Source organism: Lachnospira pectinoschiza, assembly GCF_020564355.1.
GTDB lineage: Bacteria > Bacillota > Clostridia > Lachnospirales > Lachnospiraceae > Lachnospira > Lachnospira intestinalis.
The window spans coordinates 1-24,931 of the sequence record NZ_JAJCRR010000007.1 but is presented as its reverse complement, the minus strand read 5'-3'; the positions used below and the strand labels follow the sequence as shown (position 1 = coordinate 24,931).

The window sequence follows — 24,931 nt, the reverse complement described above, 5'->3', positions numbered from 1 at the left end:
ATTCCTCCCAGTTTCATATTTTCTGTGTATCTAAAGGAATCCGGATTGTATAAGAAAGTTCTCCGTCTTTGTAACACACTTCCATTTTTCCCTGTAACAGTGCAATCCTCTCCCGCATCATATTCAATCCAAATCCGGTATTGTTTTTTGTACAATCCGTCGGTTTGTTCAAATCATATCCTTCTCCATTATCTGAATACAAAATGAGCAGTTCATTCTGCTTATCCTGCTTTATCGTAACCTGGATTTTTGTTCCCTTTGAATATTTAATAGAATTGCTGCATAATTCCTGTATTATCCGGATAACCGTAATTCCGATAATCGGATTCATTGAATCAGTATCGCACAGATAATCAGCTTTCACAACCATCTGTGTTGTTCCTTTTATTTTTTCAATTGCTGTATAAAATGTTTTTTCAAATCCAAGATCATCTAAAGACATGGGTCGAAGATCAAATATAATATTGCGCAGTTCGTTAATGGAATCCCGGATAACGTTATTATTCTTTTTCAATTCCAACTGTGCCCGCTGCTTATCTGTTTCAAAAATCTTTCCCACAAATTCATTTTTATGTATTAAAGCAGTCAGCCCCTGGACAACGGTATCATGAATATCTCTGGCAATTCTCTGACGGTCAGCCTCCTGCATATATATTACTTCATATGTATTATAAACCTTTTTAGCCCCGGTCGAATCTTCTTTCAACTTTCCAGTGCTTTGTTTCAGCAGCCGCTCCAGCTTTGCAATCCGGCGTGCTGTCTGGGAAACAGTCTGCTGAAGCCGTAGCTTTTCTTCTGCAAGAGCTGTCTTTTTCTGACTCAGCTTTTTTATCTCTGTCCCGTCAAATCCCTGAAATTCTTCCTCTGACATAAATACCAGGCTTGTTGCATCCTGATTCATTACAATTTTATCTATTGCCTGACAAATCAGCTCTGTCTCAATTTCAATCTTATGAATCTGCTCTTCCAGGTTCTCTTTTTCTTCTTTTGCAGACTGTAATTCTTCCGTCAGATATTTTTGTATTTCATCCATCGTTGTCCCCTTATAGTACATGAATATTTTTTATATTTAATATATATTATATTTTATCACGTATTAATGCTTTTACTATATATAATACTCTATTTTGTGGAATATTTAAAGTACTTTTCTACTAGATTATTTTAATCCCTGAAAATGTTTTTTTCATTTCTTTTGTGTTCGTGCATTTATCATTGATAGTTCAGCCTTTTTCCATTATAATAGGAGATAATAATATTGGGACGGGTTACCCGTTATTTTATAACGATTGCTGCTATGCAGCGGAATGGAGATAGCTATGAATAAATGGAAAAAATTAGGTCTTGCTGCCGGAATGGGGACCGCAGCTTTTACAACCGCACATATTATAAACCAGTGCATTTTTCAGGCTGCTGTTTCAGATAAGATTACCGAAAACAAGTCAATTTTAAAATACAAATGGAGATTGGGAAATGTTGCCTACACCGTCTGTGGTAAGGGTTCACCGCTCCTTTTAATTCACGATTTAAAACCGGAAAGTTCGTCTTATGAATGGAAGCGTGTTGTAAAAGCGCTCGCCAAAAAACACACCGTATACACCATTGACCTGCTGGGCTGCGGCTATTCTGACAAACCGAATATTACCTACACCGCCTATATGTATACCCAGCTGCTCAATGATTTTATTGTAAATGTAATTGCACGCCGTGTAAGCGTAGCTGCCACCGGACAGTCTGCACCGCTTACCATTATGGCAGCTTACAACAATCCATATCTTTTTGATAAGATTGTTCTTGTAAGCCCCGAAAGCATCCGCCATGCCATGATTAATCCGGGGAAGCACAGCAATATCCGTAAAATGCTTTTAAATACGCCGGTTCTTGGCACAATGCTTTACAATATTTTTGTAAACCGCCACGAAATCAACCGCAAATTTACAAACGAGCTGTTTGCATATCAGAATATGATTCCGCGTGAAACCTGCAAGGCTTACCATGAAACAGCGCATTTAGGCGGCGCTTCTGCCAAATACCTCTTTGCCAGTACGCAGTGCCATTATACAACGGCCTCCATATCACGTGCTGTCAGCCAGCTTGATAACTGCATTTATATCGTATCCGGCGATAAAAACACCGACATGCGTGCCGTTATTAAAGAATATACCGACTTAAATCCTGCGATTGAAACCTATCTGATTCCAAATGCAAAGGTTCTTCCGCAGATTGAACAGCCGGAGGAATTTGTCAACACCTTAAACATCTATATTAACCAGATTTAATCTGTATACTGCCTGTGCGGTACGATAACAGATTGGTAACACTGTTATCGTACCGCACAGATACATCTTACAGACATTTACCGTTATATTCACTTAAAAAACAGCCGTGACATATGTTCTTTTACATACGCTACGGCTGATTTTATTCTTTATCTGCCAGTTTATCTTTATACTTCTATCTACACTTATAATTGCACATTTTTTTCTGTACGTTTACCCCAACGGCTCTTTTGAGGGCAGTCCTGCTTTTCTCGGATATTTCTTCGGTGTCGGCTTCTCCTTTTTTACAAAGACAAACGACCGCTCAATGTCTGTTCCCGGCAGTGTCATCTTTTCCACGCTTTCAATTCTTCCGCCAAGCAGGGACACCGCCCTTTTTGCGCCCTCTGCTTCCGCATCAATATCCCCGGACTTATACGCAATGAAATATCCACCGGCTTTTACAAACGGCAGGCAGTATTCCACAAGTGTCGATAAGTTAGCCACAGCCCGCGACACACTAATATCAAACTGCTCCCGGTAAGCTGCATTTCTTGCACCTTCCTCTGCGCGCGCATGTACCGCCGTAATACCCGTAAGTCCCAGCTGCGTAATCACTTCATCTAAGAATTTTACACGCTTATTTAACGAATCCAGAAGCACCACTTTTGCCTGTGGATAAGCGATTTTTAACGGAAGTCCCGGAAATCCGGCGCCCGTTCCTACATCTATAATAGAAAGCTCAGGATTTCCCGCAAACTTTTCACTGTATTTTCCGACGGCAAGGCTGTCTAAAAAATGCTTAACAAGCACTTCTTCATATTCCGTAATGCCTGTCAGATTCATAAAGCCATTCCATTCCACCAAAATTTCAAAATATTTGTCAAACTGGCTTCTCTGCGTATCATTTAACACAATGCCTACTTCATTTAACTGCTCTGTAAAATTCATATTGATAATTCTCCTTATTTTCTGAGGAAAAATGATTACTTTCTTCTTCTGAACTGCTCCATATAAACCAGAAGGACCGAAATATCCGCCGGAGATACGCCTGAAATTCTGGATGCCTGTCCGATTGAATGTGGACGGAATTTTTCAAGCTTCTGCATTGCCTCCACACGCAGTCCGTTAATTGCCGTATAGTCCATCGTTTCCGGGATAATTCTCTTTTCCAGCTTTTTAAAATGTTCTACCTGACGTAACTGTCTTTCAATATAGCCTTCGTATTTCAGGTTGATATTGACCTGTTCCGCAATATCTTCCCGCAGCTGCGGTCTGTGTGTGTCAAGCGGCGCCAGTGCCTGATAAGAAAGCTCCGGACGCTTAATCAGCTCTGCAAGTGTCGCACCGGTCTTTAATTCCGTACTGCCGTACTGCTGCATAAGTGCCTGCACCTGTCCGCCTGTTCCGATATTGACGGACTTTACACGCTCAATTTCTTCTGCAATCAGCCGTTCCTTTTCAAGAACGCCCTCATAACGCTCCTTACTGATTAATCCAACTTCATATCCGCGCTTTGTCAGACGTAAATCCGCATTATCCTGACGTAACAGCAGACGATACTCTGCCCTGGATGTCATCATACGGTACGGCTCTGTAGATTCCTTTGTCACAAGGTCATCAATTAAAACGCCGATATAAGCCTCAGAGCGGTCTAAGATAAACGGTTCTTTGCCCTTGACATACTGCGCCGCATTAATACCTGCAACAATCCCCTGTGCCGCCGCTTCTTCATAGCCTGAACTTCCATTAAACTGTCCGCCTGCAAATAAACCGCGGATTTTCTTAAATTCAAGCGAAGACTTTAACTGTACGGCACTGATACAGTCATATTCAATCGCATAAGCATTTCTTACAATCTTTACATGCTCTAACCCCGGTACGGTGCGGTACATCGCATACTGCACGTCCTCCGGCATGGAACTGGACATACCGCCCAGATACATTTCATTTGTATAAAGTCCTTCCGGCTCGATAAATACCTGATGGCGGTCTTTATCTGCAAAACGAACGACCTTATCCTCAATAGACGGACAGTATCTCGGTCCTGTACCGTGAATCACACCGGAATACAGCGGGGAACGGTCCAGGTTATCACGGATAATCTGATGTGTTTCTTCATTTGTATATGTCAGCCAGCAGGAAACCTGTTCTTTTTGTACCGTTTCCGGGTCAGTTGTAAATGAAAACGGCACCACGCGCTCGTCACCAAACTGCTCTGTCATCTTACTAAAATCAATGGAACGCTTGTCCACTCTTGCCGGTGTACCCGTCTTAAATCTGCGCACTTCAATACCGTTTTCAATTAAAGATGCCGTCAGATGATTGGCTGCCTGTAAGCCGTTTGGACCGGTTTCATAGCTGACATCACCATGGATACATTTTGCCTTTAAATATACACCGGTACAAAGTACAACGGCTTTTGCAAAATACTGCGCGCCTGAGAGTGTCTTTACACCCTGAATCACGCCATCTTTGACCATAATTTCCGTAACCTCCGCCTGTCTGACAAACAGATTTTCGGTATTTTCCATAACCTTTCTCATCCGGCGGCTGTAATCCGACTTATCCGCCTGCGCACGAAGGGAATGTACCGCAGGACCTTTGGATTTATTAAGCATTTTAGACTGGATAAAGGTTGCATCAATATTTTTCCCCATTTCACCGCCCAGCGCATCAATTTCCCTTACAAGATGTCCTTTTGAACTACCTCCGATATTCGGATTACATGGCATCATGGCTATACTCTCACAGCTGACGGTAAAACAAATGGTATTTAATCCCATTCTTGCCGCTGCCAGTGCCGCCTCACAGCCTGCATGTCCGGCACCTACTACTATTACATCATATTCTTCCCGTATATTCGGCATAATTTTCCTCCAACCTGTCCGCGCAACGGCAGACACTGCACAACTTTCACTTTATTTACCCATGCAGAAGCTTTTAAAAATCTTATCTGCAAGGTCATCTTCTACTTCTTCACCAATAATATATCCTAATTTTTCATAAGCAGTCATTAAGTCAATCGTTAAGAAATCCTCACTCATGCCACTCTCAATGCCGTCTTTTACCAAAAGAAAGGCTTCTTTTGCTTCAATGAGTAACTGTTTCTGCCGCTGATTGGCAATATAAATATCCTCATTTAATTCAAGATTTCCCGAAAAGAACAGCTCTTTTATAGCATCTTCAAGCTTATCCAGTCCCGTTTCTTCTTTTGCGGAAATCGGAATGACACAGCAGTCCAGCCGCTTTTTCATTTCCTCCGGCGTAACAACCGGTGTCAGATCCGATTTATTAAGCAGCGTAATCACTTTTTTGTCTTGTATCAGTGAAATGATATCCTTATCATTTTCATCGAGTGTACGCGTGCTGTCCACGACAAAAATAACCAGATCTGCTTCCGTGGCAAGTTTCTTGGCTTTTTCCACACCGATACTTTCCACAAAATCCACCGTGTCACGGATACCCGCTGTATCAATAAGATTTAACTGGATTCCGCCGATTGTAATCTGTTCTTCAAGCGTATCCCTCGTTGTCCCCTCAATGTCCGTTACAATGGCACGCTCCTCCTTTGCAAGGGCATTAAGAAGACTTGACTTTCCTGCATTGGTTTTACCGAGAATCACCGTGCGGATACCTTCCTTTGCAATCCTGCCGTTATCACATGTTTTCAACAAGTTATCCACATTATCCACACACTTATCCACATCGATTGATAGTTTATTCACATAGTTATCCAGTGAAATGTGTTCCGGATCGTCTAATGCCGCCTCAATATAGGCAACATTGTTTAAAACCAGCTCCCGGAGTCCTTTGATTTTTTCGGAAAGTTTTCCACTGAGCTGTCTGACAGAGGATTTTAAGGCATATTCGTTCTTGGACTGAATGACATCAATCACCGCTTCCGCCTGCGATAAGTCGATTCTTCCGTTTAAAAAGGCTCTTTTTGTAAATTCCCCCGGCTCTGCAAGGCGCGCTCCCGCAGAAAGCACAGCTTCCAGTACCTTTTTCGTCACCAGAATACCGCCGTGACAGTCAATTTCCACAACATCTTCCCTTGTATACGTATTCGGTGCTTTCATGACAACCATCAGCACTTCATCAATCAGTTCTTCACCGTTATAAATATTGCCATAGTGGACCGTGTGGCTTTCCATGTCCTCTACGTTTTTATTCTTTTTTGAGCGGAATACCTGTTGTGCCACTGACAGTGCATTTTCCCCGCTGATTCTTACAACGCTGATTCCACCGCTGCTGACTGTGCTTGTGGAAATCGCCGCAATCGTATCCTCCATAACTACACTCCATTTCTAATCAAAAATAGCTGTAGTATATCATACCACAGCCATTTTAAAATTCATACTATTTGTTTGCACTTTTTTCTTTATCAAGATAAATCACAACATGTCTGAACGGTTCTTCACCTTCGCTCTTTGTCGATACAAATTTATCATTCTGTAATGCAGAGTGAATGATTCTTCTCTCATATGGATTCATCGGTTCTAAAGCTACAGGACGTCTGCTGCGCTTTACTTTATATGCAATATTTTTTGCAAGGGATTCAAGCGTTTCTTTTCTTCTGTTTCTGTAATCCTCTGTATCCATCTTGATTCTTACATACTTTTCTCTTCCCTTATTAACTACAAGGCTTGTAAGATACTGGATAGAATCGAGTGTCTGACCTCTCTTGCCGATTAAAACGCCCATATTGCCGCCCTTTAATTCGACATTGATACATTCTTCCTTATCATTAAATGTAATCTCTACGGCAACTTCCATATCCATTGCGTTAAAAAGGTCTGAGAGGAAGTTTCTGATTCTTGATTCTACTTCTTCTCTTGTCATTTCCGGCTTCTTTTCCGTTGCCGGTGCCACGGCAGGTTCTTCCTTTTTTGCTTCCTCATGGAATACTTCTGCAACCACATCTTCTTCTAAGATGTCTTTATCCTTTTTTCTGCGTACACGGATGACTGCCGGTTTGTTAAACAATCCTAAGATTCCGGAGCTGCCCTTTTCCACAACTTCCACATCCACTTTATCGCTTGTTGTTTCAAGCTTTACAAGCGCTTCCGTTAAGGCATCATCTACTGTTTTTCCTGAAATTTCAATATAATCCATAATTTCCTCCTTTTGCGTTAAGCAGGTTGATTACTTCTTTGTATTTTTTGTGTTCTTTTCATTATATCTGGCAACCATTCCCGCCTTTTCTGCAAGGCTTCCCGGTTTGGCTGACTTATAATATTCTGTCGATGAAAGAATTTCCTTCATCTTCTTGTCATTGGCTTCCTTCTTTGCCTGAAGTGTTTCTACACGCTGTCTGCTCTTTTCGATAGAATCAAGCTTCTTTGTGTTGGTTACTGCATTTTTAGCAATCTTTTCCGGCGGAAGACCTTTCTTGGCACGCTTCTTGTTCATGCGTTCTACATTCTTTGCAACAATCGCATCCACACCCATCTTATCATAATGACGGTTTACAAGCACCTGTAAAATTGTCTGGAAAACGGCTGTCGCAATCCAGTATACACCAAGACCTGCCGGTACAGAAAATGCGATAAATGCTGACATAATCGGCATAAACAGTGTCATCATCTTCATTGATGCCGCTGTCGGATCGTCCGGATCCATCTGAGTATTTCCCTGTGACACCTTTACACTGATGTACTGTGAAAGACCGGAAAGAATTGGAATTAATACAGCAATACTCAATCCGAAGGTCGGATTCTGTGATACATTAATCGTTAAAAATGTGTTCATTTCCGTAATCTTTGTCTGATTTTCGGCAATCACGCCTGCATATGCCGGGAATAAAGATTTTAATGTTTCCCACTGGTCTGCTGAAAATGAATTCATTGCAGTTACCGCAGAATCAATATTACCCCAGTCCACATTTGTCATTCTGCCCGTCATCTTGAAGTTTTCCGCCATAATATCCGCATAGCCGGAAACATTCATAATACCGCCGTCTGTTCCTGTCAAAATGTTGACAAACAGATTTTTTAACTGTCCTACGTACATTGGAATGTACTGGATAACACGGTACATTGCCATTAAGATTGGGAACTGAATCAGCATCTGGATACAGCCGCCCATCTGTGATGTACCATATTTTTCATAGACAGCCTTTGTTTCTGCCTGCATTTTTAACATGGCTTCCTGATCGTTTCTCTTATCCTTGTATTTATCCTGGATTTTACGGACCTCCGGCATGATGATATTGTTTAATTTCATCATCTTGGACTGTTTTACAGTCAGCGGAAGCATAAGGATTTTTACCAGAAATGTAAATACAATGATTGCAATTGCAATGTTTCCCAATCCAATCGCGTGCAGTCCCATAAACAGGAAATCCAGTATTTTACCGAATACCCACGCAATCGGGTTGATAATTGCATTATAAATTGAACCCAAACTGATACCTCCATTTTTTAGTGCCTTCCCTTTTTAGGCTTGTACACAATGGGTACCGGATCATATCCGCCCTTTGCAAAAGGATTGCACCTTAATATTCTTTTAAATGCCATCCATCCACCTTTTAATGCGCCATACTGTTCGACCGCTTCCAGGGCATACTGGGAACAGGTCGGATAATAAATGCACATGCTGCGTCCTTTATACGGTGAAACTGCCCTCTGGTAAAAGTGTATTAGTTTAATGATCACTTTCTTCATGGACTTTTTCTTCCTTATTATAAATATGATGCAGCTTTAAAAGATGGAGCATCGCACTTTCGGTTTCTTTATAACCTTTTCCTTTCAGACCGGCTCTTGCTATTACCACAATGTCATATCCGGGTGCTACCTGTGTAACATTTAACCGGAATGCTTCGCGTATAAGCCTTGCCAGCCTGTGCCGGACAATACTGTTCCCGACTTTTTTACTCACAGATACGCCGAGTCTGTTTGTATCCGTTCCATTCTGAAGTATATACATAATGATATACTTGTTTGCATAAGAGTGTTTCGCCTGATAGACGCTCTTAAACTCACTGTTTTTCTTTAATGTTTCAAAATTCTGATATTTCATAACTCCTCCATTCCACAGGCATTTTAATGCCGGAGGAAACACGGACTGAATTTATTCAGTTCTGTGATAACGGAAACTTTGTGACGCCTGCAGCACAAAGTTTAGTTTGAAAAAGCTTAAATTTATGGATTTTTCAAACTACTCCTCCATACTATATCTTAAAAGTAAAAAAAGGCAGATAAATGCCTTGTTCCGCACTCATCTGCCTTCTTGAAACAACTCTTAAGCTGAAAGTCTTTTTCTTCCTTTTGCTCTTCTTGCTGCTAAAACTTTTCTTCCACCTGCTGAACTCATTCTTGCTCTGAAGCCGTGAACCTTAGCTCTCTGTCTTGTCTTAGGCTGAAATGTCATCTTCATTTATACGCACCTCCTTTTCACACCATGATTGTATATGGCAGGAATTTTCTAATCAAATTTAAAAACATCGCTTCTAATTATAAGAATAAAACATCTATAAGTCAAGTGTTTTTTCGATATTTTTTGTATTCTTTGTCTTTTCCACAAATACCCACAAGCTATACACAGTAATCCCCAACTTATCCACAAATTGGGGATAAGTTGGGGATAAATTTACAACATCCTGTGTAAAAAAACACGAAAAAGCGCATTTATGGGCATATTTCGTGTTTATAAGTTGTCAACAGCACTGTGATTTGTCCACTTTTAACTGAGTTATCCACTATTTTTTCATGGGCTTCTTGCTAAAAATCCACATTTGTTATATTATATATTAGAATACATTTACTTTAACGAAAGCCAGAAAGGCATTGATATAATATGGAAGATTTAAAACAGAACTGGGATTTGATATTACAGACCTTTAAAGAACGCTATGAGCTTCAGGATATTTCCTTTAACAGCTGGATTAAGCCAATTGAAGTTTATACAGTGGAAAACGATACCATTACACTGATTATGTCGAGTACCTCTATGAACCCCGACATGGCTGTTTCCTATGTGGAAAAAAAATATCTGGAGATGCTTCGCATTACGATTTGTGAGATTATGAACCACGAATATGATGTCCGCTTAATTACAGCCAAAGATAAGAAGGCAGCGGAAATTAAAAAGGCCGCAACCGGCTCTGCTGCGAAGAATTCCGGTCTTCAGAACCTGAATCCGAACTATACTTTTGACACCTTCGTTGTCGGTACAAATAATAACTTAGCACACGCTGCTTCCCTTGCAGTTGCCGAAACACCGGGACAAGTCTATAACCCGCTTTTTATCTACGGAGGCGTTGGACTTGGAAAGACGCATCTGATGCAGGCGATTGCCCATTTTATTATTACCAATGACCCGACACGCAAGGTTTTATACGTAACCTCCGAAACATTCACCAATGAACTGATTGATTCGGTAAAGAACCAGAAAAACTCTGAATTCCGCAAAAAGTACCGCAATATTGATGTGTTACTGATTGACGATATTCAGTTTATTATAGGTAAAGAGTCTACGCAGGAAGAATTCTTCCATACTTTTAATGCGCTCTATCAGGACAGCAAGCAGATTGTAATTTCTTCTGACCGGCCGCCGAAAGAGATGGAAACCCTGACGGAACGACTGCGTACCCGTTTTGAAATGGGTCTGCCTGTCGATATCCAGATTCCTACGTATGAAACAAAACGTGCTATATTAAAGAAGAAAGTCGAACTTGGCGGCTACAACATTCCCGATGATGTTCAGGATTATGTTGCAACCCATATTAAATCCAGTATTCGTGAGCTGGAAGGCGCACTTACCAAGCTTTCGGCTTTTGCAACACTTTCCCACAGCCCGATTACGGTTGAGTTTGCGGAAGAAACTTTAAAAGACCTGATTTCACCGGATGCCAAAAAAGAAGTCACACCGGAACTGATTATCCAGATTGTTGCGGACCACTTCGGTATTTCACCGGCGGATATTCTTTCTTCCAAACGAAGCGCCGACATTGTTTATCCACGACAGATTACGATGTATCTGTGCCGCCAGATGACGAATGTCGCCTTACAGGGAATCGGCAAAGCCCTTGGAAACAGGGACCATACGACGATTATTCACGGAGCGGACAAGATTGCCAAAGAAGTACTCGTCAATGAAACAACCAAGAACACTGTGGATATTCTCATTAAGAAGATTGATCCTTCGTAATAGTTATCCACATTTATTGTGGTTTTTCCGTTGAAAAGCTGTGTAAAAATGCTTTATTTTATGTTGACATTTTTTTGTTTGTCCACAACGGCCATTTGGGAATTTTATTGTGTCTGCGGTTATCCCAAATTTTTTCACAGGCAAAAACGGATTTATCTACCGGGATTTTAGATACCACAAACCCGCATGAAACAAGGGCTTACACCACATATCAACAAATTCACAGCCCCTACTACTACTACTACGGATTTTTATTTATATATATTTATTTTTGTTTTTTGTTTTTTCGCTGAAAGGAGTTTTACACAATTATGAAGTTAGTTTTTTCAAAAACAAATCTTGCCAAAGCAGTTGGCATTGTTATGAAAGCAGTTCCTGCTAAAACAACAATGAACATTTTAGAATGTATCTTAATCGATGCGACTACAAATGAAATTAAATTTACCGCCAATGATATGGAGCTTGGTATCGAAACCATCGTTGAAGGTGAAATTATCGAAAAAGGTAAAGTTGCCATTGATGCAAAGATTTTCTCAGAAATCGTCAGAAAACTGCCGGATAATGAAATCTGCATCGAAACAGACAGTAATTACACCTCTTTAATTACCTGTGAAAAGAGTAAATTTAATATTGCCGGTAAATCAGGGGATGATTTTTCTTATTTACCGATTATTGAAAAAGACAAATTTATTACTTTATCACAGTTTACATTAAGAGAAACCATTAACCAGACACTGTTTTCTATTGCAATGAATGACAACAATAAAATGATGACCGGTGAACTTTTTGAAGTTGCAAACGGTATTTTAAAGGTTGTAGGTCTTGACGGACACCGTATTGCAATCCGCAATATTGAATTGACCAGTCATGCAGATGATGTAAAAGTTGTTGTTCCTGGAAAGACACTTTCTGAAATCAGTAAAATTTTATCGACAAATGCAGAAGATGCCGTTACAATATACTTTACAAATAATCACATTTTATTTGAATTTGACAATACCACCGTTGTATCCCGTCTTATTGAAGGAGAGTATTTCAGAATTAACCAGATGCTTTCCAGTGATTATGAAACCAAAGTAACCATTAACAAAAAAGAATTTTTAGATTCTATTGACAGAGCAACCCTTTTAATCAAAGAAAGTGAAAAGAAACCGATTATTTTAAGCATTACCGATGGTTCACTGGAAGTTCATGTCAATTCTTCCATGGGTTCGTTAAACGAAGATATTGATATTAACAAAGACGGTAAGGATATCATGATTGGCTTTAATCCGAAGTTCTTAATTGATGCATTAAAGGTAATAGATGATGAACAGATTTATATTTATCTGGTAAATCCGAAAGCACCATGTTTTATTAAGGACAAAGAGGAAAGTTATATTTATCTGATTCTTCCGGTAAACTTTACGGCTGAATAGTAAGAATGGAGAAACAATGGAAACAATAAAAATCAGAGATGAGTTTATTAAACTGGGACAGGCATTAAAGGCAGCAGGTCTTGTGGAATCCGGTGTAGAAGCAAAGATTGTCATTCAGAACGGAGAAGTTCTTGTCAATGGCAGGCCTGAGCTTCAGCGCGGCAAAAAACTGACAGGCGGGGAAGTCATTTCCTATAACGGTCAGGAAATCAGAATAGAAAAGTAATTTGCAGGTGTAACCGTGATAATTGAGTCCGTAGATTTAAAAGATTACAGAAATTATAAAATTTTAAATATGAATTTTAACCCGCAGATTAATATTATTTACGGTGATAATGCGCAGGGAAAGACCAATATTTTAGAGGCGCTTTATGTCTGCGCAACATCGCGTTCCCACAAAGGAAGCAAAGACCGTGAAATGATACGGATGGGCAGTGATGAAGCACATATCAAGCTGAATGTGAAAAAAAACGGGCTGCCGTACCGGATTGATATGCATCTGAAAAAAAATAAAAGCAAGGGAATTGCCGTAAACGGTATTCCGATTAAACGGGCGGTAGAGCTGTTTGGAATTTTAAATATTGTCTGTTTTTCACCGGAGGATTTAAGTATTATTAAAAACGGACCGGCGGAGCGCCGCCGGTTTATGGATATGGAGCTGAGCCAGCTTGATAAAATCTACCTAAGCAATCTGATTAATTACAATAAAGTGGTCAATCAGCGCAACAAGCTTTTAAAAGAACTGTCATTTAAGTCGTCAGAAGAAAAGCTTGAAACGCTGGATATCTGGGATTTGCAGCTTGTGAAGTACGGAACGGAAGTCATGAAAAGGCGTGTCGGTTTCGTACAGGAGTTAAATGAAATTATCGGCGGACTGCATGAAAAGTTATCCGGCGGAACAGAGAAACTAACGATTGAGTATCAGCCCTGCGTGGAAGAAACAACATTTTTAGATACCGTGACAAAGATGCGGGAGCGGGATCTGCGGATGAAATCGACCTGCTTTGGACCACATAAGGACGATTTAATCTTTTTTATCAACGGCAGCGAAGTAAAAAAGTACGGTTCGCAGGGACAGCAGCGTACAGCCGCCCTGTCTTTAAAACTTGCGGAAATCGAACTTGTAAAAAAAGTAGTGAAGGATACGCCGGTGCTGCTTTTGGATGATGTGCTGTCAGAGTTAGACAGTAACCGGCAGCAGTTTTTATTAAATAGTATCGGGCAGATTCAGACAGTGATTACCTGTACGGGGCTGGATGAATTTGTAAACAGTCAGTTTGCCGTTCATAAAACATTTCAGATTCAGAACGGTACCGTGATTCATGAAAATAACATTTAGTTTTCTGAAAAACATTGAAGGAGGAATGCACAGTGTCAGAGAATAATTATGGTGGCGACCAGATTCAGATTCTCAAAGGTCTTGAAGCCGTCCGGAAAAGACCGGGTATGTATATCGGCAGTACATCATCAAGGGGGCTTCATCACCTTGTTTATGAAATTGTCGATAATGCAGTAGATGAGGCTTTGGCAGGATATTGCAATACAATTGAAGTCACAATTAATCAGGATAATTCCATTACGGTTATTGATAACGGACGAGGCGTTCCAGTTGATGTCAATCACGAAACCGGCAAACCGGCAGTTGAAGTCGTGTATACAATGTTACACGCAGGCGGTAAGTTTGGCGGCGGGGGATATAAAGTATCCGGTGGTCTGCACGGTGTAGGTGCATCCGTTGTAAATGCCTTATCCGAGTGGATGGAAGTCTATGTAAAGCGTGACGGACACATCTACAACCAGCGTTATGAACGCGGTAATGTATGTTATCCGTTAAAAGTTGTGGGGGACTGCCCATTGGAAGAAACCGGTACAAAGGTTACATTCTTACCGGATAAAGAGATTTTTCAGGAAACAACTGTTTATGAATATAACATTTTAAAGAGCCGTCTGCGTGAAATGGCTTTTCTTACAAAAGGCATCAAAATTGTGTTAAAGGATGCAAGAGAAGGCATTGAACAGGAAAGAGTATTCCACTATGAGGGCGGTATCAAGGAATTTGTTGAATATTTAAACAAGAGCAAGGATGCGCTTTATGATAAGATTATTTACTGCGAGGGTCTAAAAGACGGTGTGCAGGTTGAAGTGGCATTCCAGCACAATGACGGTTACAACGAAGTTGTGGATTCCTTTGTCAACAACATCAAGACACCGGAAGGCGGAACGCATCTGACCGGTTTTAAAAATGCCTTGACAAAGACATTTAATGATTATGCAAAGAAAAATAAACTGATAAAAGACAGTGAGCAGAGCCTTTCCGGCGATGACATCCGTGAAGGTCTGACAGCGATTGTCAGTGTCAAGATTGAAGACCCGCAGTTTGAGGGACAGACAAAGCAGAAGCTTGGCAACACCGTTGCACGAAGTGCCGTTGACAGCATTGTCAGTGAACAGCTTGAGATTTTCTTAGAGCAGAATCCGGCAGTTGCAAAGGTTATCTGTGAAAAATCCATTCTTGCACAGCGCGCAAGAGAGGCGGCAAGAAAGGCAAGAGATCTGACAAGAAGAAAGACTGCGCTTGAAAATACAAGTCTTCCGGGTAAACTTGCGGACTGCTCTGACAGGGACCCGAAAAACTGTGAAATCTATATCGTTGAGGGTGATTCTGCCGGCGGTTCTGCAAAGACGGCAAGAAGCCGTGCAACACAGGCAATTCTTCCGCTGCGCGGCAAGATTTTAAATGTTGAAAAAGCAAGACTCGACAGAATTTTAGGCAACGAAGAAATCAAGGCTATGATTACGGCATTCGGTACAGGCATTCATGAAGATTTTGATATCAGCAAATTAAGATACCACAAGATTATTATTATGACCGATGCCGATGTGGACGGTGCGCATATTGCAACACTGCTGCTTACCTTTTTCTACCGGTTTATGCCGGAGTTAATCAAGCAGGGTCACGTATATCTTGCACAGCCGCCGCTTTATAAGATTGAAAAGAACAAAAAAGTCTGGTATGCATACAGTGATGAGGAACTCAATCAGATTATGCTTGAAATCGGACGTGACCAGAATAACAAAGTCCAGCGCTACAAAGGTCTTGGCGAAATGGATGCCGACCAGCTCTGGGAAACAACCATGGACCCGGAAAAGAGAATTTTATTACGGGTGAACATGGACGAGGATTCAGAATCAGAAATTGATGTAACGTTCTCTACGCTGATGGGCGATAAGGTTGAGCCGCGCAGGGAATTCATTGAAGCCAATGCTAAGTATGTAAAGAATCTGGATATTTAATAAAAATTTGTACCGTCACACGGACTGAGAACGCTCCGGGTGATAATGAATTTTTTCTAAAACGCGTTCTCGGAATGGAGTAGAAAATGGACGAACATATCTTTGATAAGATTCATGAAGTGGATATGAAGCAGACCATGGAAGATTACTATATCGACTATGCGATGAGCGTTATCGCTTCCCGTGCACTTCCTGATGTAAGGGACGGTTTAAAGCCGGTACAGCGAAGAATCTTATTCTCAATGATTGAATTAAATAACGGTCCTGACAAGCCGCACAGAAAATGTGCGCGTATTGTCGGTGATACAATGGGTAAATATCATCCGCACGGAGATTCATCCATTTATGAAGCACTGGTAAAACTGGCACAGGATTTCAATACAAGATACCCGCTGGTAGACGGACACGGTAATTTCGGTTCTGTCGATGGTGACGGTGCCGCCGCCATGCGATATACAGAAGCACGTTTAAGCCGCATTTCCATGGAAATGACAGCCGATATTAATAAAAATACCGTGGATTTTATTCCAAACTTTGATGAAACGGAAAAAGAACCGGTTGTACTGCCGTCCCGTTATCCGAATCTTTTAGTAAACGGAACGTCCGGTATTGCCGTTGGTATGGCAACGAATATCCCGCCGCATAATCTGCGTGAAGTTGTCGATGCCGTTGTCAGGCTGATTGATAACAAAGTCGAGGAAGACCGCGAAACGTCGATTGATGAAGTATTGCAGATTGTCAAAGGTCCGGATTTTCCGACCGGCGGTGTCATTATCGGTAAAATGGGCATTGAAGAAGCATACCGTACAGGCCGCGGAAAGATTAAAGTCCGTGCAGTGACCAATATCGAGCCAATGGAAAACGGAAAGCACCGCATTATCGTAACGGAACTTCCGTACATGGTAAACAAAGCCAAATTAATCCAGAAAATAGCGGAACTGGTTCGCGATAAAAAGATTGACGGCATTACGGCACTGCGTGATGAATCTGACCGAAGCGGTATGAGAATCTGTATTGAACTGCGCCGTGATGTCAATGCAAACATCATTTTAAACCAGCTGTACAAGCATACCCAGTTACAGGATACATTTGGTGTGATTATGCTGGCGCTTGTTGACAACCAGCCAAAGGTATTAAACCTTTACGATATGCTCAAGTATTACCTTCTGCATCAGGAAGAAGTTGTCACAAGAAGAACGCAGTATGATTTAAATAAAGCTGAAGAACGGGCCCACATTTTAGAGGGCTTAATGATTGCGCTTGACAATATTGACCGTGTCATCCAGATTATCAGAGGTTCGCAGAATGTACAGATTGCCAAGGAAGGGCTGATGAGTGAATTCGGACTTTCCGAAGCACAGGCACAGGCAATCGTGGATATGCGTCTGCGTGCACTGACAGGTCTGGAAAGAGAGAAGCTGGAAGCTGAATTAAAGGAACTGCTTGCAAAGATTGCGGAATACAAGGCAATTTTAAGTGACAAGAAAAAGCTCCTTACCGTCATCAAGACAGAAATCAGTGCCATTGCGGATAAATATGCCGATGAAAGAAGAACACAGATTGGATTTGACGAATACGATTTATCCATGGAAGATTTAATCCCGGATGAAGATGTTATTATTGCAAGAACCAATCTCGGATACATCAAGCGCATGACACCGGATAATTTCAAGAGCCAGCACAGAGGCGGCAAGGGCATTAAGGGAATGCAGACCTTAGAAGATGATTTTATTGAAGATTTATTCATGACGACATCACACCACAGCCTGACATTCTTTACCAACCAGGGACGTGCCTATAAGTTAAAGGCTTACGAAATTCCGGAGTCCGGCAGAACCTCAAGAGGAACGGCAATTATTAATCTGCTGCAGCTCCAGCCGGAAGAACAGATTACAGCCGTGATTCCTGTGGATACAAAACATATTAATGATTCAGATTATATGTTTATGGCAACAAAGAAGGGTATTGTAAAAAAGACCCAGTTAAAAGAGTATGCCAATATCAGAAAGACAGGTCTTCAGGCAATTAATCTGCGTGATGACGATGAATTAATTGAAGTAAAATTAACCGATAACACAAAGGATATTTTGCTTGTAACAAAACTCGGACAGTGTATCCGATTCCATGAATCTGATGTAAGAAAGACCGGCAGAAGTTCTATGGGCGTTATCGGCATGAATCTGTTAGACGAAGATGAAGTAGTCGGCATGCAGCTTGATACACAGGGCGATTCGCTGTTAATCGTTTCTGAAAAGGGACTCGGTAAAATCACGGATATGAATGAATTTACAGTCCAGCACAGAGGCGGCAAGGGAATTAAGTGTTATAAGATCAGTGAAAAGACCGGAAATGTAGTCGGTGTCAAGGCAGTTGATGACACACGTGAAGTCATGTTAATTACGACAGAAGGTGTGATTATCCAGATTGAATGTAAAGACATTTCAAAGCTTGGCAGAATTACATCCGGCGTCAAACTGATTAATCTTGATGAGAATGTAACTGTTGCAACGATTGCAAAAGTTTCTAAAAAGCCTGAAAATGAAAAAGGCGAAGAAATAGAAACAGAAAACGACGAAGAAAACACAGAGAGTGAATAAACAATCATTGAAACTGCCGCACGGAGGGGACATCAGAAGATGCCGTTTCTTCGTGCGGTAATTTTTAAACAGGAGTAAGAAAAAAATGGCATGGATAAGTATAAATTTTGAATCCAAGGCATTGGGAATGCCGGTCATGACAAATGTCTTAATGCCGCAGGGGCGTGGCGGATATAAAACCTTGTATCTTTTACACGGCGCAGGGGGCGATTATGCATCATGGCTGCTAAAATCCCGTGTTGCGGATTACGCAGAAGGAAAAAATATTGCAGTGGTGATGCCGTCCGGCAACAACAAATGTTATGTCAACAACCGTTACGGAAAAGACTATTTTACATTTCTGACAGAGGAACTCATCGAAAAATGCGAAACGTGGTTTGACCTTTCGCCAAAAAAAGAAGACCGTTTCATCGCCGGAATGTCGATGGGAGGATACGGAGCGGTTCATGCGGCGTTAAAAAGACCGGAATTATACGGAAAAGCATTTTCCTATTCGGGACTGCTTGATATATCGGAGCGTTTTTTAAGACCGCAGGGACTCGATTTAAAACCGGTTTTCGGTGAAAAAGAGGATTTTTCCACGGCGGCAGCAGATTTATTTGAACTTACACACAAAACCGGCATAAATTTATCGGGAAATGTGGATAACCTTCCGGAAATTTTCATTACCTGTGGATTACAGGATAAGCGCATTGAAATGAGCCGGAAGCTGTATGAGGCGATGAAGCAGGAAAACTTTAATGTGCATTATATCACGGAAACTGGCGGACATGACTGGACGTACTGGGATGCGTGTATACAAAATACAATTCAAATTTTAAATGATAAGGTGCCTGTGTCACCGGATTGGAGGAGCATATGCCGGTAATGAATATCAATCTGTTTTCAATTACACTGCGTTACGGCATTGACTGTATGGTTGTACTGCCTGAAAATCTAAAAAAAGGGGAGAAACTGAAATGTCTGTGGCTGTATCACGGCGGAAGCGGCGATCATACGGCATGGCTGTATCACACACCGCTGGTCGAACTGGCAGAGGAAAAGCATTTTGCAGCGGTGCTTCCGAATGTCCATGAATCTTGTTTTGTCAATATGAATATCGGGGACGCCTTTGGTACGTTTGTGGGAAAGGAACTGCCGTCTGTTATCTGGAACATGTTTGCGTGTATTTCCGGTGAAAGACAGGACAACTACATTGCCGGATTTTCAAACGGCGGATACGGCTGTCTGCATACGGCGCTATCATATCCACAAAAATTTGCGGGTGTCGGTGCATTTTCGGCAGGCGATAAGGCGGACTCTGATTTTTCATCACCTGCAAAGCAAAAAAGCAGGCTGCTGTTGTTTGGTGAGGGCGATTTACACGAAAATGACTACGGACTTACCCACCTTGCGGGGAAACTTTTGACTGAAAATGTGGATAAGCCGCGAATTTTCCATGCGTGTGGTGGAAAAGATCCGTGGCTTATGCAAAATCACATTCTGCGCGATTATTTTACGGCACACCCCGGATTTGATTACACCTATGATGAAATCCCGGAGCTTGGACATGAGTGGAAGTTCTGGAACGAGGAACTGAAAAGATTTCTGGATTTTCTGCACTGGTAAATCAAAAATTTTGAAAACTTTTGACTTATGAATTAAAATGGTATACGCTATAAAGAAGATGTGAGTAATGACACGCAGTAAAACCTTACACTGCGTTTTTGAAAGGGATAAAGGTATGCGGGAAGTTGATGTAAATGAAATTATCAAAAATATTAAGGAAATGTGTATTGAAGCGAATCATTTTCTGTCAAAGGATATGAAAGAAGTATATGATGCGGCAGCAGTGGAGGAAGAATCTCCTCTTGGCAGACAGATTTTAGGACAGCTTCAGGAAAATCTGCAAATTGCAGGAGAAGACATGATTCCGATTTGTCAGGATACCGGTATGGCGGTTGTTTTTGTTAAAGTCGGACAGGAAGTCCATATCACGGGCGGCGGTCTTACCGATGCGGTCAATGAGGGCGTGCGTCAGGGATACGTTGACGGATATTTAAGAAAATCCGTTGTCAAAGACCCGATTTACCGTGAAAATACTAAGGACAATACACCGGCAGTTATCCATTATGACATCGTGCCGGGTGATAAAGTGGAAATCACCGTTGCGCCAAAGGGCTTTGGCAGTGAAAATATGAGCCGTGTTTTCATGTTAAAACCGGCAGACGGCATTGAAGGTGTGAAAGAAGCAATTTTAACGGCCGTTAAAGATGCAGGTCCGAATGCCTGTCCGCCAATGGTTGTGGGTGTCGGTATCGGCGGTACATTTGAAAAATGTGCATTTTTAGCGAAAAAGGCACTGACCAGAAATCTGCATGAAAAGCCGGAAAAAGAGTATGTCAGAAACTTAGAGGAAGAAATGCTTGAAAAAATCAACCGTTTAGGCATCGGACCGGGTGGACTTGGGGGAACCAAAACGGCGCTGGCAGTCAACATCGAAACCTATCCGACACACATCGCGGGACTTCCGGTGGCAGTTAATATCTGCTGTCACGTCAACCGCCATGTGACACGGACGATATAAAGTATGAAAAATAACGCTGATGCGCGACAAAAGCAAATCTACTTATATGGCAGATGAAAAATCGCCTGCGCGAAATTCTCATCGCCATTTCGCGACAAAGCAGTTCATAAGTTTAGAAATGGAGAAATGCGAAAATCCATAAATCAAAGATTTTCGCATAACAGAATTGTGCCGCAGGCGTCACAATTCTGGATTTATCGCAGAACTGAATAAATTCAGTCCGCGGTTCCTCCGGCATTAAAATGCCTGCGGAAAAGAGGAAGAATATGGAAAAGCACATTACTGCCCCGTTGAAGGAATCTGATATTAAAGATTTAAAAGCAGGGGATTATGTATATATTACGGGAACGATTTATACAGCAAGAGATGCTGCGCATAAAAGAATGTATGAAACAATCGGCGAACATAAGGAACTGCCGATAAAGATGCAGGATACGGTGATTTATTATATGGGACCGTCACCGGCAAGACAGGGACGACCAATCGGTTCGGCAGGACCGACAACGGCAAGCAGAATGGATAAGTATGCGCCGACCCTGTTAGATCTCGGTTTAAAGGGAATGATTGGAAAGGGAAAGCGCTCCCAGGCAGTCAAGGACGCCATTGTGCGGAACAAGGCCGTTTACTTTGCGGCAATCGGCGGTGCGGGGGCACTGCTTTCACAGCGCATAAAATCATCTGAGGTCATAGCTTATGATGACCTTGGAACAGAAGCCATCCGCAGACTGGAGGTTGAAGATTTCCCGGTTATTGTGGTCATTGACAGTGAAGGAACAGACCTTTACGAACAGGCTGCAAAAAAATATTGCAAATAAGTTGATAAATGATATTGACAAACAGATATTTCTTTGGTATTCTAATAATCGTGTTTAACACATTATATGATTTGTAACAGAATCTGGAGAAATACTCAAGAGGCTGAAGAGGCGCCCCTGCTAAGGGTGTAGGTCGGGCAACCGGCGCGAGGGTTCAAATCCCTCTTTCTCCGCTGACTAGAAATGCTACGGACTTTCGGGTTCGTAGCATTTTCAGTTTATACAAATAAATAGAAGTCAGAATGGAAATAAGTATGAAAGAAAAGATTAAAGCACTGCTGACGGATTCCATGTGGAGTATTGCAGGATTAATGTTAATGAACGTTGTTGTTCAGTTTTTAGTTTATCCGGTGTGGAACAACCACCTTGGCAGTGAAGAATACGGAAACATTTTATATCTGATATCAATTATGAACATTATCGCTATTTCTGTCGGCAGTGCATGTAATTATGCCCGGATGACAGAGAGCGCGACAAAGGATACATGGAATATCAATTACAATATTATTCTTATGGCATCCTCTGTAATCGTGATTCCGGTAATGCTCATCATTGTAAAGTTCTGCGGTGTTCCGATGACAGTGACTGAAGCGGTTACATTTTTAATTCTTACGATTCTTACAATGTGGCGCTTTTATGCGGATGTGGAGTACAGGCTGCATCTGAATTACAAAGGTTACTTTTTATATTACCTTTTTATCAGTATCGGATATTTAATCGGTATTGTGTTATTTAAAGTAACCGGTATGTGGGCATTGGCATTAATTCCGGGAGAAATCGCAGGACTCATAATGGTTTTTGCCAAAGGTTCTGTTTTCAAAAAGGATACGGAATTTTCAAAAGAATCATTTAAAGAAGTTTTTAAAGTTGTTATCGTTTTAATTATCACAGATATCATTTCCAATATCGTATTTAACGGTGACAGACTGGTTTTAAAAATATTTATTGACGGAACAGCGGTAACGGTATATTATATCGCATCGCTGTTGGGAAAGACGGTTTCATTGATTTCAACACCGCTTAACAGTGTTATTATCGGTTACCTTGCAAAATACAAGGGAAATTTGAATTTGAAATTTATGAATCTGGTGACTGTATTTTCGCTGGCAGCAGTTGTGATTGGAACGCTGCTTTGTACGATTGCCTCACATATTCTGATATACATTTTATATCCACAGAATTATCATGAAGTGAAGCAGTTTTTTATTATTGCAAATATGGCACAGGTCTTTTATTTTGTCACAAATGTAATTACAGTCATTCTGCTTCGTTTTTCAAAAGCGAGGTATCAGCTGTATATTAATGTAGTATATGCAGCAGCATTCTGCGCAATCTGTATTCCGGTAACGCTTTACCTTGCAGATATGTGGGCATTCTGTATTGCATTACTGGTTGTATGTATTTTAAGAATGGCAGTGTCTTTGTTCTTAGGATATAAAGATGCGCTGGCACAAAGTCAGAAATAAGGGGTACGAAAAGATGAAAAGAGAAGAATTGCATAAGCTGTTATTTGAAACATTATGTATTATTGATGACATTTGTAAAAAAGAAAATGTCCGGTGGTTTCTGGATTCCGGCACGGAGCTTGGCTCATTAAGAGAACAGGATATTATTCCGTGGGATGATGACATGGATATTAAGGTGTTCCGTGAAGATTATCCGGCATTTTGTGAGGCAATGAGAAAGCACCTGCCGGAATACCTGCACTTTATTGAACCGCAGGATTACAGCCCTGCATTTTACGATTTTATTCCAAGAATCTATGATGAGCGGTATCCGTTAAGGGAAGAAACGGCAGAGGACCGCTACTATAAGAATTATCAGAACCGAATCGGAATCGATGTTTTTATTTTTGATGTTGCGCCGGACAGTGAATTTAAAAGAAAAATGATGAAATTCCGGTATAAGGTCATTTACGGACTGGGCATGTCAAAACGTTACCAGTTAAAAGATGAGAAATATACCGGACTACAAAAATTACAGGTTGGCGTACTCCGCTTTTTAGGAAAATTTACAACGACACCGAAAGTCTGTAAAATGTGGGAGAAGGCGTCTTCTAAATATCAGGGACAGAAAACGGGCTGGTCTTATGCCTGCAACAATGCAATTGATGAAACGTGTTTTTATCGTTCGGATTTGTATGAGGACACAGATTACGGTATCATTAAAGGAAGAAAGTTCCCGGTACCGGCAGGCTATGATGAAGAACTGACCGTACACTACGGGGATTGGAGAAAACCGCCGGAAGATAAAGATGCCTTTGTACATCACGCAGATTTAGAAGAATAAAGACTTCTTATAGATAATAGATAAAAAGAATAAAAGAAAAAACTGCCGGGGCTGCTCCGGCAGTTTTTTGCTTTTTGTAAAAACAAAAAATATCGCGGGGTAATAGATAATGCTTTGCAGGAAGTACGGTTATAAAAAAGATGCTGCCATAAATGCAATACGCATCTGAAAAGTGTTGATAAAAACAGAGAGAAAATGCAGAAAATACAATAAAATTCTGCAAAATGTGATATTTTATTGTAAATATAAAATGCCGCAAACCCGCATAAACACTGGGATTCTTGATGGCGATGCAAAAACTTTCAAAAAAAAACTAAAAAACTTGAAAAATAATGTTGACAACCTGTCCCATTGGTGATATTATAATCAAGTCGCCGCGAGCGAGGGCAACAAAAACAGCCCACAGCGGTAACAAAATAAAACAAATCAACAACGGCTTATAAGCCGGTATTGATAAACGAACATTGATAACTGAACAGTAAAACAACCCTGAAAATTCTTTGAAATTTTCAATTTACGAACTGACAGGAAGTAAGCAATT

Annotated in this window: 22 protein-coding genes and 1 tRNA gene; 14 read left to right on the top strand and 9 right to left on the bottom strand. The window is 41.1% G+C overall.

Translation table 11 applies throughout. The features are described from left to right. Positions 1 to 13: 13 nt before the first annotated feature. A complete protein-coding gene (locus LI288_RS13160) occupies positions 14 to 1,033 on the bottom strand; it encodes a sensor histidine kinase (RefSeq protein WP_227090844.1) in 1,020 nt (339 codons plus the stop codon). Between the two features lie 286 nt (positions 1,034 to 1,319). Here LI288_RS13160 and LI288_RS13155 point away from each other — a divergent pair, with 286 nt between their 5' ends. Next, positions 1,320 to 2,279: an alpha/beta fold hydrolase gene (locus LI288_RS13155; RefSeq protein ID WP_022432580.1), complete on the top strand. Its 960-nt coding sequence runs from the start codon at positions 1,320 to 1,322 to the stop codon at positions 2,277 to 2,279. A 213-nt stretch (positions 2,280 to 2,492) separates the two neighbouring features. On the opposite strand, the gene rsmG is transcribed toward LI288_RS13155, so the two are convergent. The 8 genes from rsmG to rpmH all read right to left on the bottom strand — a co-directional run bounded on the left by rsmG (position 2,493) and on the right by rpmH (position 9,638). Further along, a complete protein-coding gene (gene rsmG, locus LI288_RS13150; protein WP_022432581.1) occupies positions 2,493 to 3,209 on the bottom strand; it encodes a 16S rRNA (guanine(527)-N(7))-methyltransferase RsmG in 717 nt (238 codons plus the stop codon). A gap of 35 nt (positions 3,210 to 3,244) precedes the next feature. Continuing rightward, complete coding sequence (gene mnmG / locus LI288_RS13145) at positions 3,245 to 5,128, bottom strand: tRNA uridine-5-carboxymethylaminomethyl(34) synthesis enzyme MnmG (RefSeq protein ID WP_227090843.1); 1,884 nt, start codon at positions 5,126 to 5,128, stop codon at positions 3,245 to 3,247. 51 nt (positions 5,129 to 5,179) lie between these two features. After that, complete coding sequence (mnmE, locus tag LI288_RS13140; RefSeq protein ID WP_022432583.1) at positions 5,180 to 6,553, bottom strand: tRNA uridine-5-carboxymethylaminomethyl(34) synthesis GTPase MnmE; 1,374 nt, start codon at positions 6,551 to 6,553, stop codon at positions 5,180 to 5,182. Between the two features lie 67 nt (positions 6,554 to 6,620). Next, positions 6,621 to 7,376: an RNA-binding cell elongation regulator Jag/EloR gene (jag, locus tag LI288_RS13135; RefSeq protein WP_022432584.1), complete on the bottom strand. Its 756-nt coding sequence runs from the start codon at positions 7,374 to 7,376 to the stop codon at positions 6,621 to 6,623. A 30-nt stretch (positions 7,377 to 7,406) separates the two neighbouring features. Next, positions 7,407 to 8,666, bottom strand: coding sequence for a YidC/Oxa1 family membrane protein insertase (locus LI288_RS13130; RefSeq protein ID WP_227090842.1), 1,260 nt, complete (start codon positions 8,664 to 8,666; stop codon positions 7,407 to 7,409). A gap of 17 nt (positions 8,667 to 8,683) precedes the next feature. Continuing rightward, a complete protein-coding gene (gene yidD / locus LI288_RS13125; RefSeq protein WP_227090840.1) occupies positions 8,684 to 8,926 on the bottom strand; it encodes a membrane protein insertion efficiency factor YidD in 243 nt (80 codons plus the stop codon). Further along, entirely contained in the window at positions 8,907 to 9,281 is a 375-nt protein-coding gene (gene rnpA, locus LI288_RS13120; protein WP_227090838.1) for a ribonuclease P protein component, read from the bottom strand. The genes yidD and rnpA overlap by 20 nt, the downstream gene beginning before the upstream one ends. 222 nt (positions 9,282 to 9,503) lie before the next feature. Next, complete coding sequence (gene rpmH / locus LI288_RS13115; protein WP_022432588.1) at positions 9,504 to 9,638, bottom strand: 50S ribosomal protein L34; 135 nt, start codon at positions 9,636 to 9,638, stop codon at positions 9,504 to 9,506. Between the two features lie 420 nt (positions 9,639 to 10,058). Between rpmH and dnaA the strand changes: the two genes are divergently transcribed. From dnaA to LI288_RS13050, 13 genes are all read left to right on the top strand, one after another. After that, positions 10,059 to 11,411, top strand: a complete 1,353-nt coding sequence (gene dnaA, locus LI288_RS13110) for a chromosomal replication initiator protein DnaA (RefSeq protein WP_227090837.1) — start codon at positions 10,059 to 10,061, stop codon at positions 11,409 to 11,411. A 311-nt stretch (positions 11,412 to 11,722) separates the two neighbouring features. Continuing rightward, complete coding sequence (gene dnaN / locus LI288_RS13105) at positions 11,723 to 12,829, top strand: DNA polymerase III subunit beta (protein WP_022432590.1); 1,107 nt, start codon at positions 11,723 to 11,725, stop codon at positions 12,827 to 12,829. A 16-nt stretch (positions 12,830 to 12,845) separates the two neighbouring features. After that, entirely contained in the window at positions 12,846 to 13,055 is a 210-nt protein-coding gene (locus LI288_RS13100) for an RNA-binding S4 domain-containing protein (protein WP_022432591.1), read from the top strand. 15 nt (positions 13,056 to 13,070) lie between these two features. After that, on the top strand, positions 13,071 to 14,168 hold the full coding sequence (gene recF / locus LI288_RS13095; RefSeq protein WP_022432592.1) for a DNA replication/repair protein RecF: 1,098 nt from the start codon (positions 13,071 to 13,073) through the stop codon (positions 14,166 to 14,168). A gap of 32 nt (positions 14,169 to 14,200) precedes the next feature. Further along, on the top strand, positions 14,201 to 16,123 hold the full coding sequence (gene gyrB / locus LI288_RS13090) for a DNA topoisomerase (ATP-hydrolyzing) subunit B (protein ID WP_022432593.1): 1,923 nt from the start codon (positions 14,201 to 14,203) through the stop codon (positions 16,121 to 16,123). An 86-nt stretch (positions 16,124 to 16,209) separates the two neighbouring features. Then, entirely contained in the window at positions 16,210 to 18,720 is a 2,511-nt protein-coding gene (gyrA, locus tag LI288_RS13085; protein WP_022432594.1) for a DNA gyrase subunit A, read from the top strand. Between the two features lie 85 nt (positions 18,721 to 18,805). Further along, positions 18,806 to 19,588, top strand: a complete 783-nt coding sequence (locus LI288_RS13080; RefSeq protein ID WP_022432595.1) for an alpha/beta hydrolase — start codon at positions 18,806 to 18,808, stop codon at positions 19,586 to 19,588. After that, on the top strand, positions 19,579 to 20,328 hold the full coding sequence (locus LI288_RS13075; protein WP_022432596.1) for an alpha/beta hydrolase: 750 nt from the start codon (positions 19,579 to 19,581) through the stop codon (positions 20,326 to 20,328). Before LI288_RS13080 ends, LI288_RS13075 begins: the two co-directional genes overlap by 10 nt. A 115-nt stretch (positions 20,329 to 20,443) precedes the next feature. Beyond that, positions 20,444 to 21,286 carry a fumarate hydratase gene (locus LI288_RS13070; protein WP_227090835.1) on the top strand — a complete coding sequence of 281 codons (843 nt, stop codon included), beginning with the start codon at positions 20,444 to 20,446 and terminating at the stop codon, positions 21,284 to 21,286. A gap of 266 nt (positions 21,287 to 21,552) precedes the next feature. Beyond that, a complete protein-coding gene (locus LI288_RS13065) occupies positions 21,553 to 22,101 on the top strand; it encodes a Fe-S-containing hydro-lyase (protein ID WP_227090834.1) in 549 nt (182 codons plus the stop codon). 85 nt (positions 22,102 to 22,186) lie between these two features. Then, positions 22,187 to 22,274 (top strand) — tRNA-Ser (locus tag LI288_RS13060). Between the two features lie 81 nt (positions 22,275 to 22,355). Further along, a complete protein-coding gene (locus LI288_RS13055; RefSeq protein ID WP_022432599.1) occupies positions 22,356 to 23,567 on the top strand; it encodes a lipopolysaccharide biosynthesis protein in 1,212 nt (403 codons plus the stop codon). Between the two features lie 13 nt (positions 23,568 to 23,580). Then, positions 23,581 to 24,390 (top strand): LicD family protein, encoded by an 810-nt coding sequence (locus LI288_RS13050; RefSeq protein ID WP_227090833.1) that lies wholly within the window; start codon positions 23,581 to 23,583, stop codon positions 24,388 to 24,390. Positions 24,391 to 24,931 lie beyond the last annotated feature (541 nt).

Excerpts from the sequence above, each read along its gene's own strand:
- LI288_RS13080 (WP_022432595.1), top strand. The coding sequence starts at position 18,806 with ATGGCATGGATAAGTATAAATTTTGAATCCAAGGCATTGGGAATGCCG.
- mnmG (WP_227090843.1), bottom strand. The coding sequence starts at position 5,128 with ATGCCGAATATACGGGAAGAATATGATGTAATAGTAGTAGGTGCCGGA.
- rsmG (WP_022432581.1), bottom strand. The coding sequence starts at position 3,209 with ATGAATTTTACAGAGCAGTTAAATGAAGTAGGCATTGTGTTAAATGAT.
- yidD (WP_227090840.1), bottom strand. The coding sequence starts at position 8,926 with ATGAAGAAAGTGATCATTAAACTAATACACTTTTACCAGAGGGCAGTT.
- LI288_RS13070 (WP_227090835.1), top strand. The coding sequence starts at position 20,444 with ATGCGGGAAGTTGATGTAAATGAAATTATCAAAAATATTAAGGAAATG.
- rpmH (WP_022432588.1), bottom strand. The coding sequence starts at position 9,638 with ATGAAGATGACATTTCAGCCTAAGACAAGACAGAGAGCTAAGGTTCAC.
- LI288_RS13075 (WP_022432596.1), top strand. The coding sequence starts at position 19,579 with ATGCCGGTAATGAATATCAATCTGTTTTCAATTACACTGCGTTACGGC.
- LI288_RS13055 (WP_022432599.1), top strand. The coding sequence starts at position 22,356 with ATGAAAGAAAAGATTAAAGCACTGCTGACGGATTCCATGTGGAGTATT.
- dnaN (WP_022432590.1), top strand. The coding sequence starts at position 11,723 with ATGAAGTTAGTTTTTTCAAAAACAAATCTTGCCAAAGCAGTTGGCATT.
- dnaA (WP_227090837.1), top strand. The coding sequence starts at position 10,059 with ATGGAAGATTTAAAACAGAACTGGGATTTGATATTACAGACCTTTAAA.
- LI288_RS13050 (WP_227090833.1), top strand. The coding sequence starts at position 23,581 with ATGAAAAGAGAAGAATTGCATAAGCTGTTATTTGAAACATTATGTATT.
- mnmE (WP_022432583.1), bottom strand. The coding sequence starts at position 6,553 with ATGGAGGATACGATTGCGGCGATTTCCACAAGCACAGTCAGCAGCGGT.
- LI288_RS13065 (WP_227090834.1), top strand. The coding sequence starts at position 21,553 with ATGGAAAAGCACATTACTGCCCCGTTGAAGGAATCTGATATTAAAGAT.
- LI288_RS13160 (WP_227090844.1), bottom strand. The coding sequence starts at position 1,033 with ATGGATGAAATACAAAAATATCTGACGGAAGAATTACAGTCTGCAAAA.
- jag (WP_022432584.1), bottom strand. The coding sequence starts at position 7,376 with ATGGATTATATTGAAATTTCAGGAAAAACAGTAGATGATGCCTTAACG.
- gyrA (WP_022432594.1), top strand. The coding sequence starts at position 16,210 with ATGGACGAACATATCTTTGATAAGATTCATGAAGTGGATATGAAGCAG.
- LI288_RS13100 (WP_022432591.1), top strand. The coding sequence starts at position 12,846 with ATGGAAACAATAAAAATCAGAGATGAGTTTATTAAACTGGGACAGGCA.
- rnpA (WP_227090838.1), bottom strand. The coding sequence starts at position 9,281 with ATGAAATATCAGAATTTTGAAACATTAAAGAAAAACAGTGAGTTTAAG.
- LI288_RS13155 (WP_022432580.1), top strand. The coding sequence starts at position 1,320 with ATGAATAAATGGAAAAAATTAGGTCTTGCTGCCGGAATGGGGACCGCA.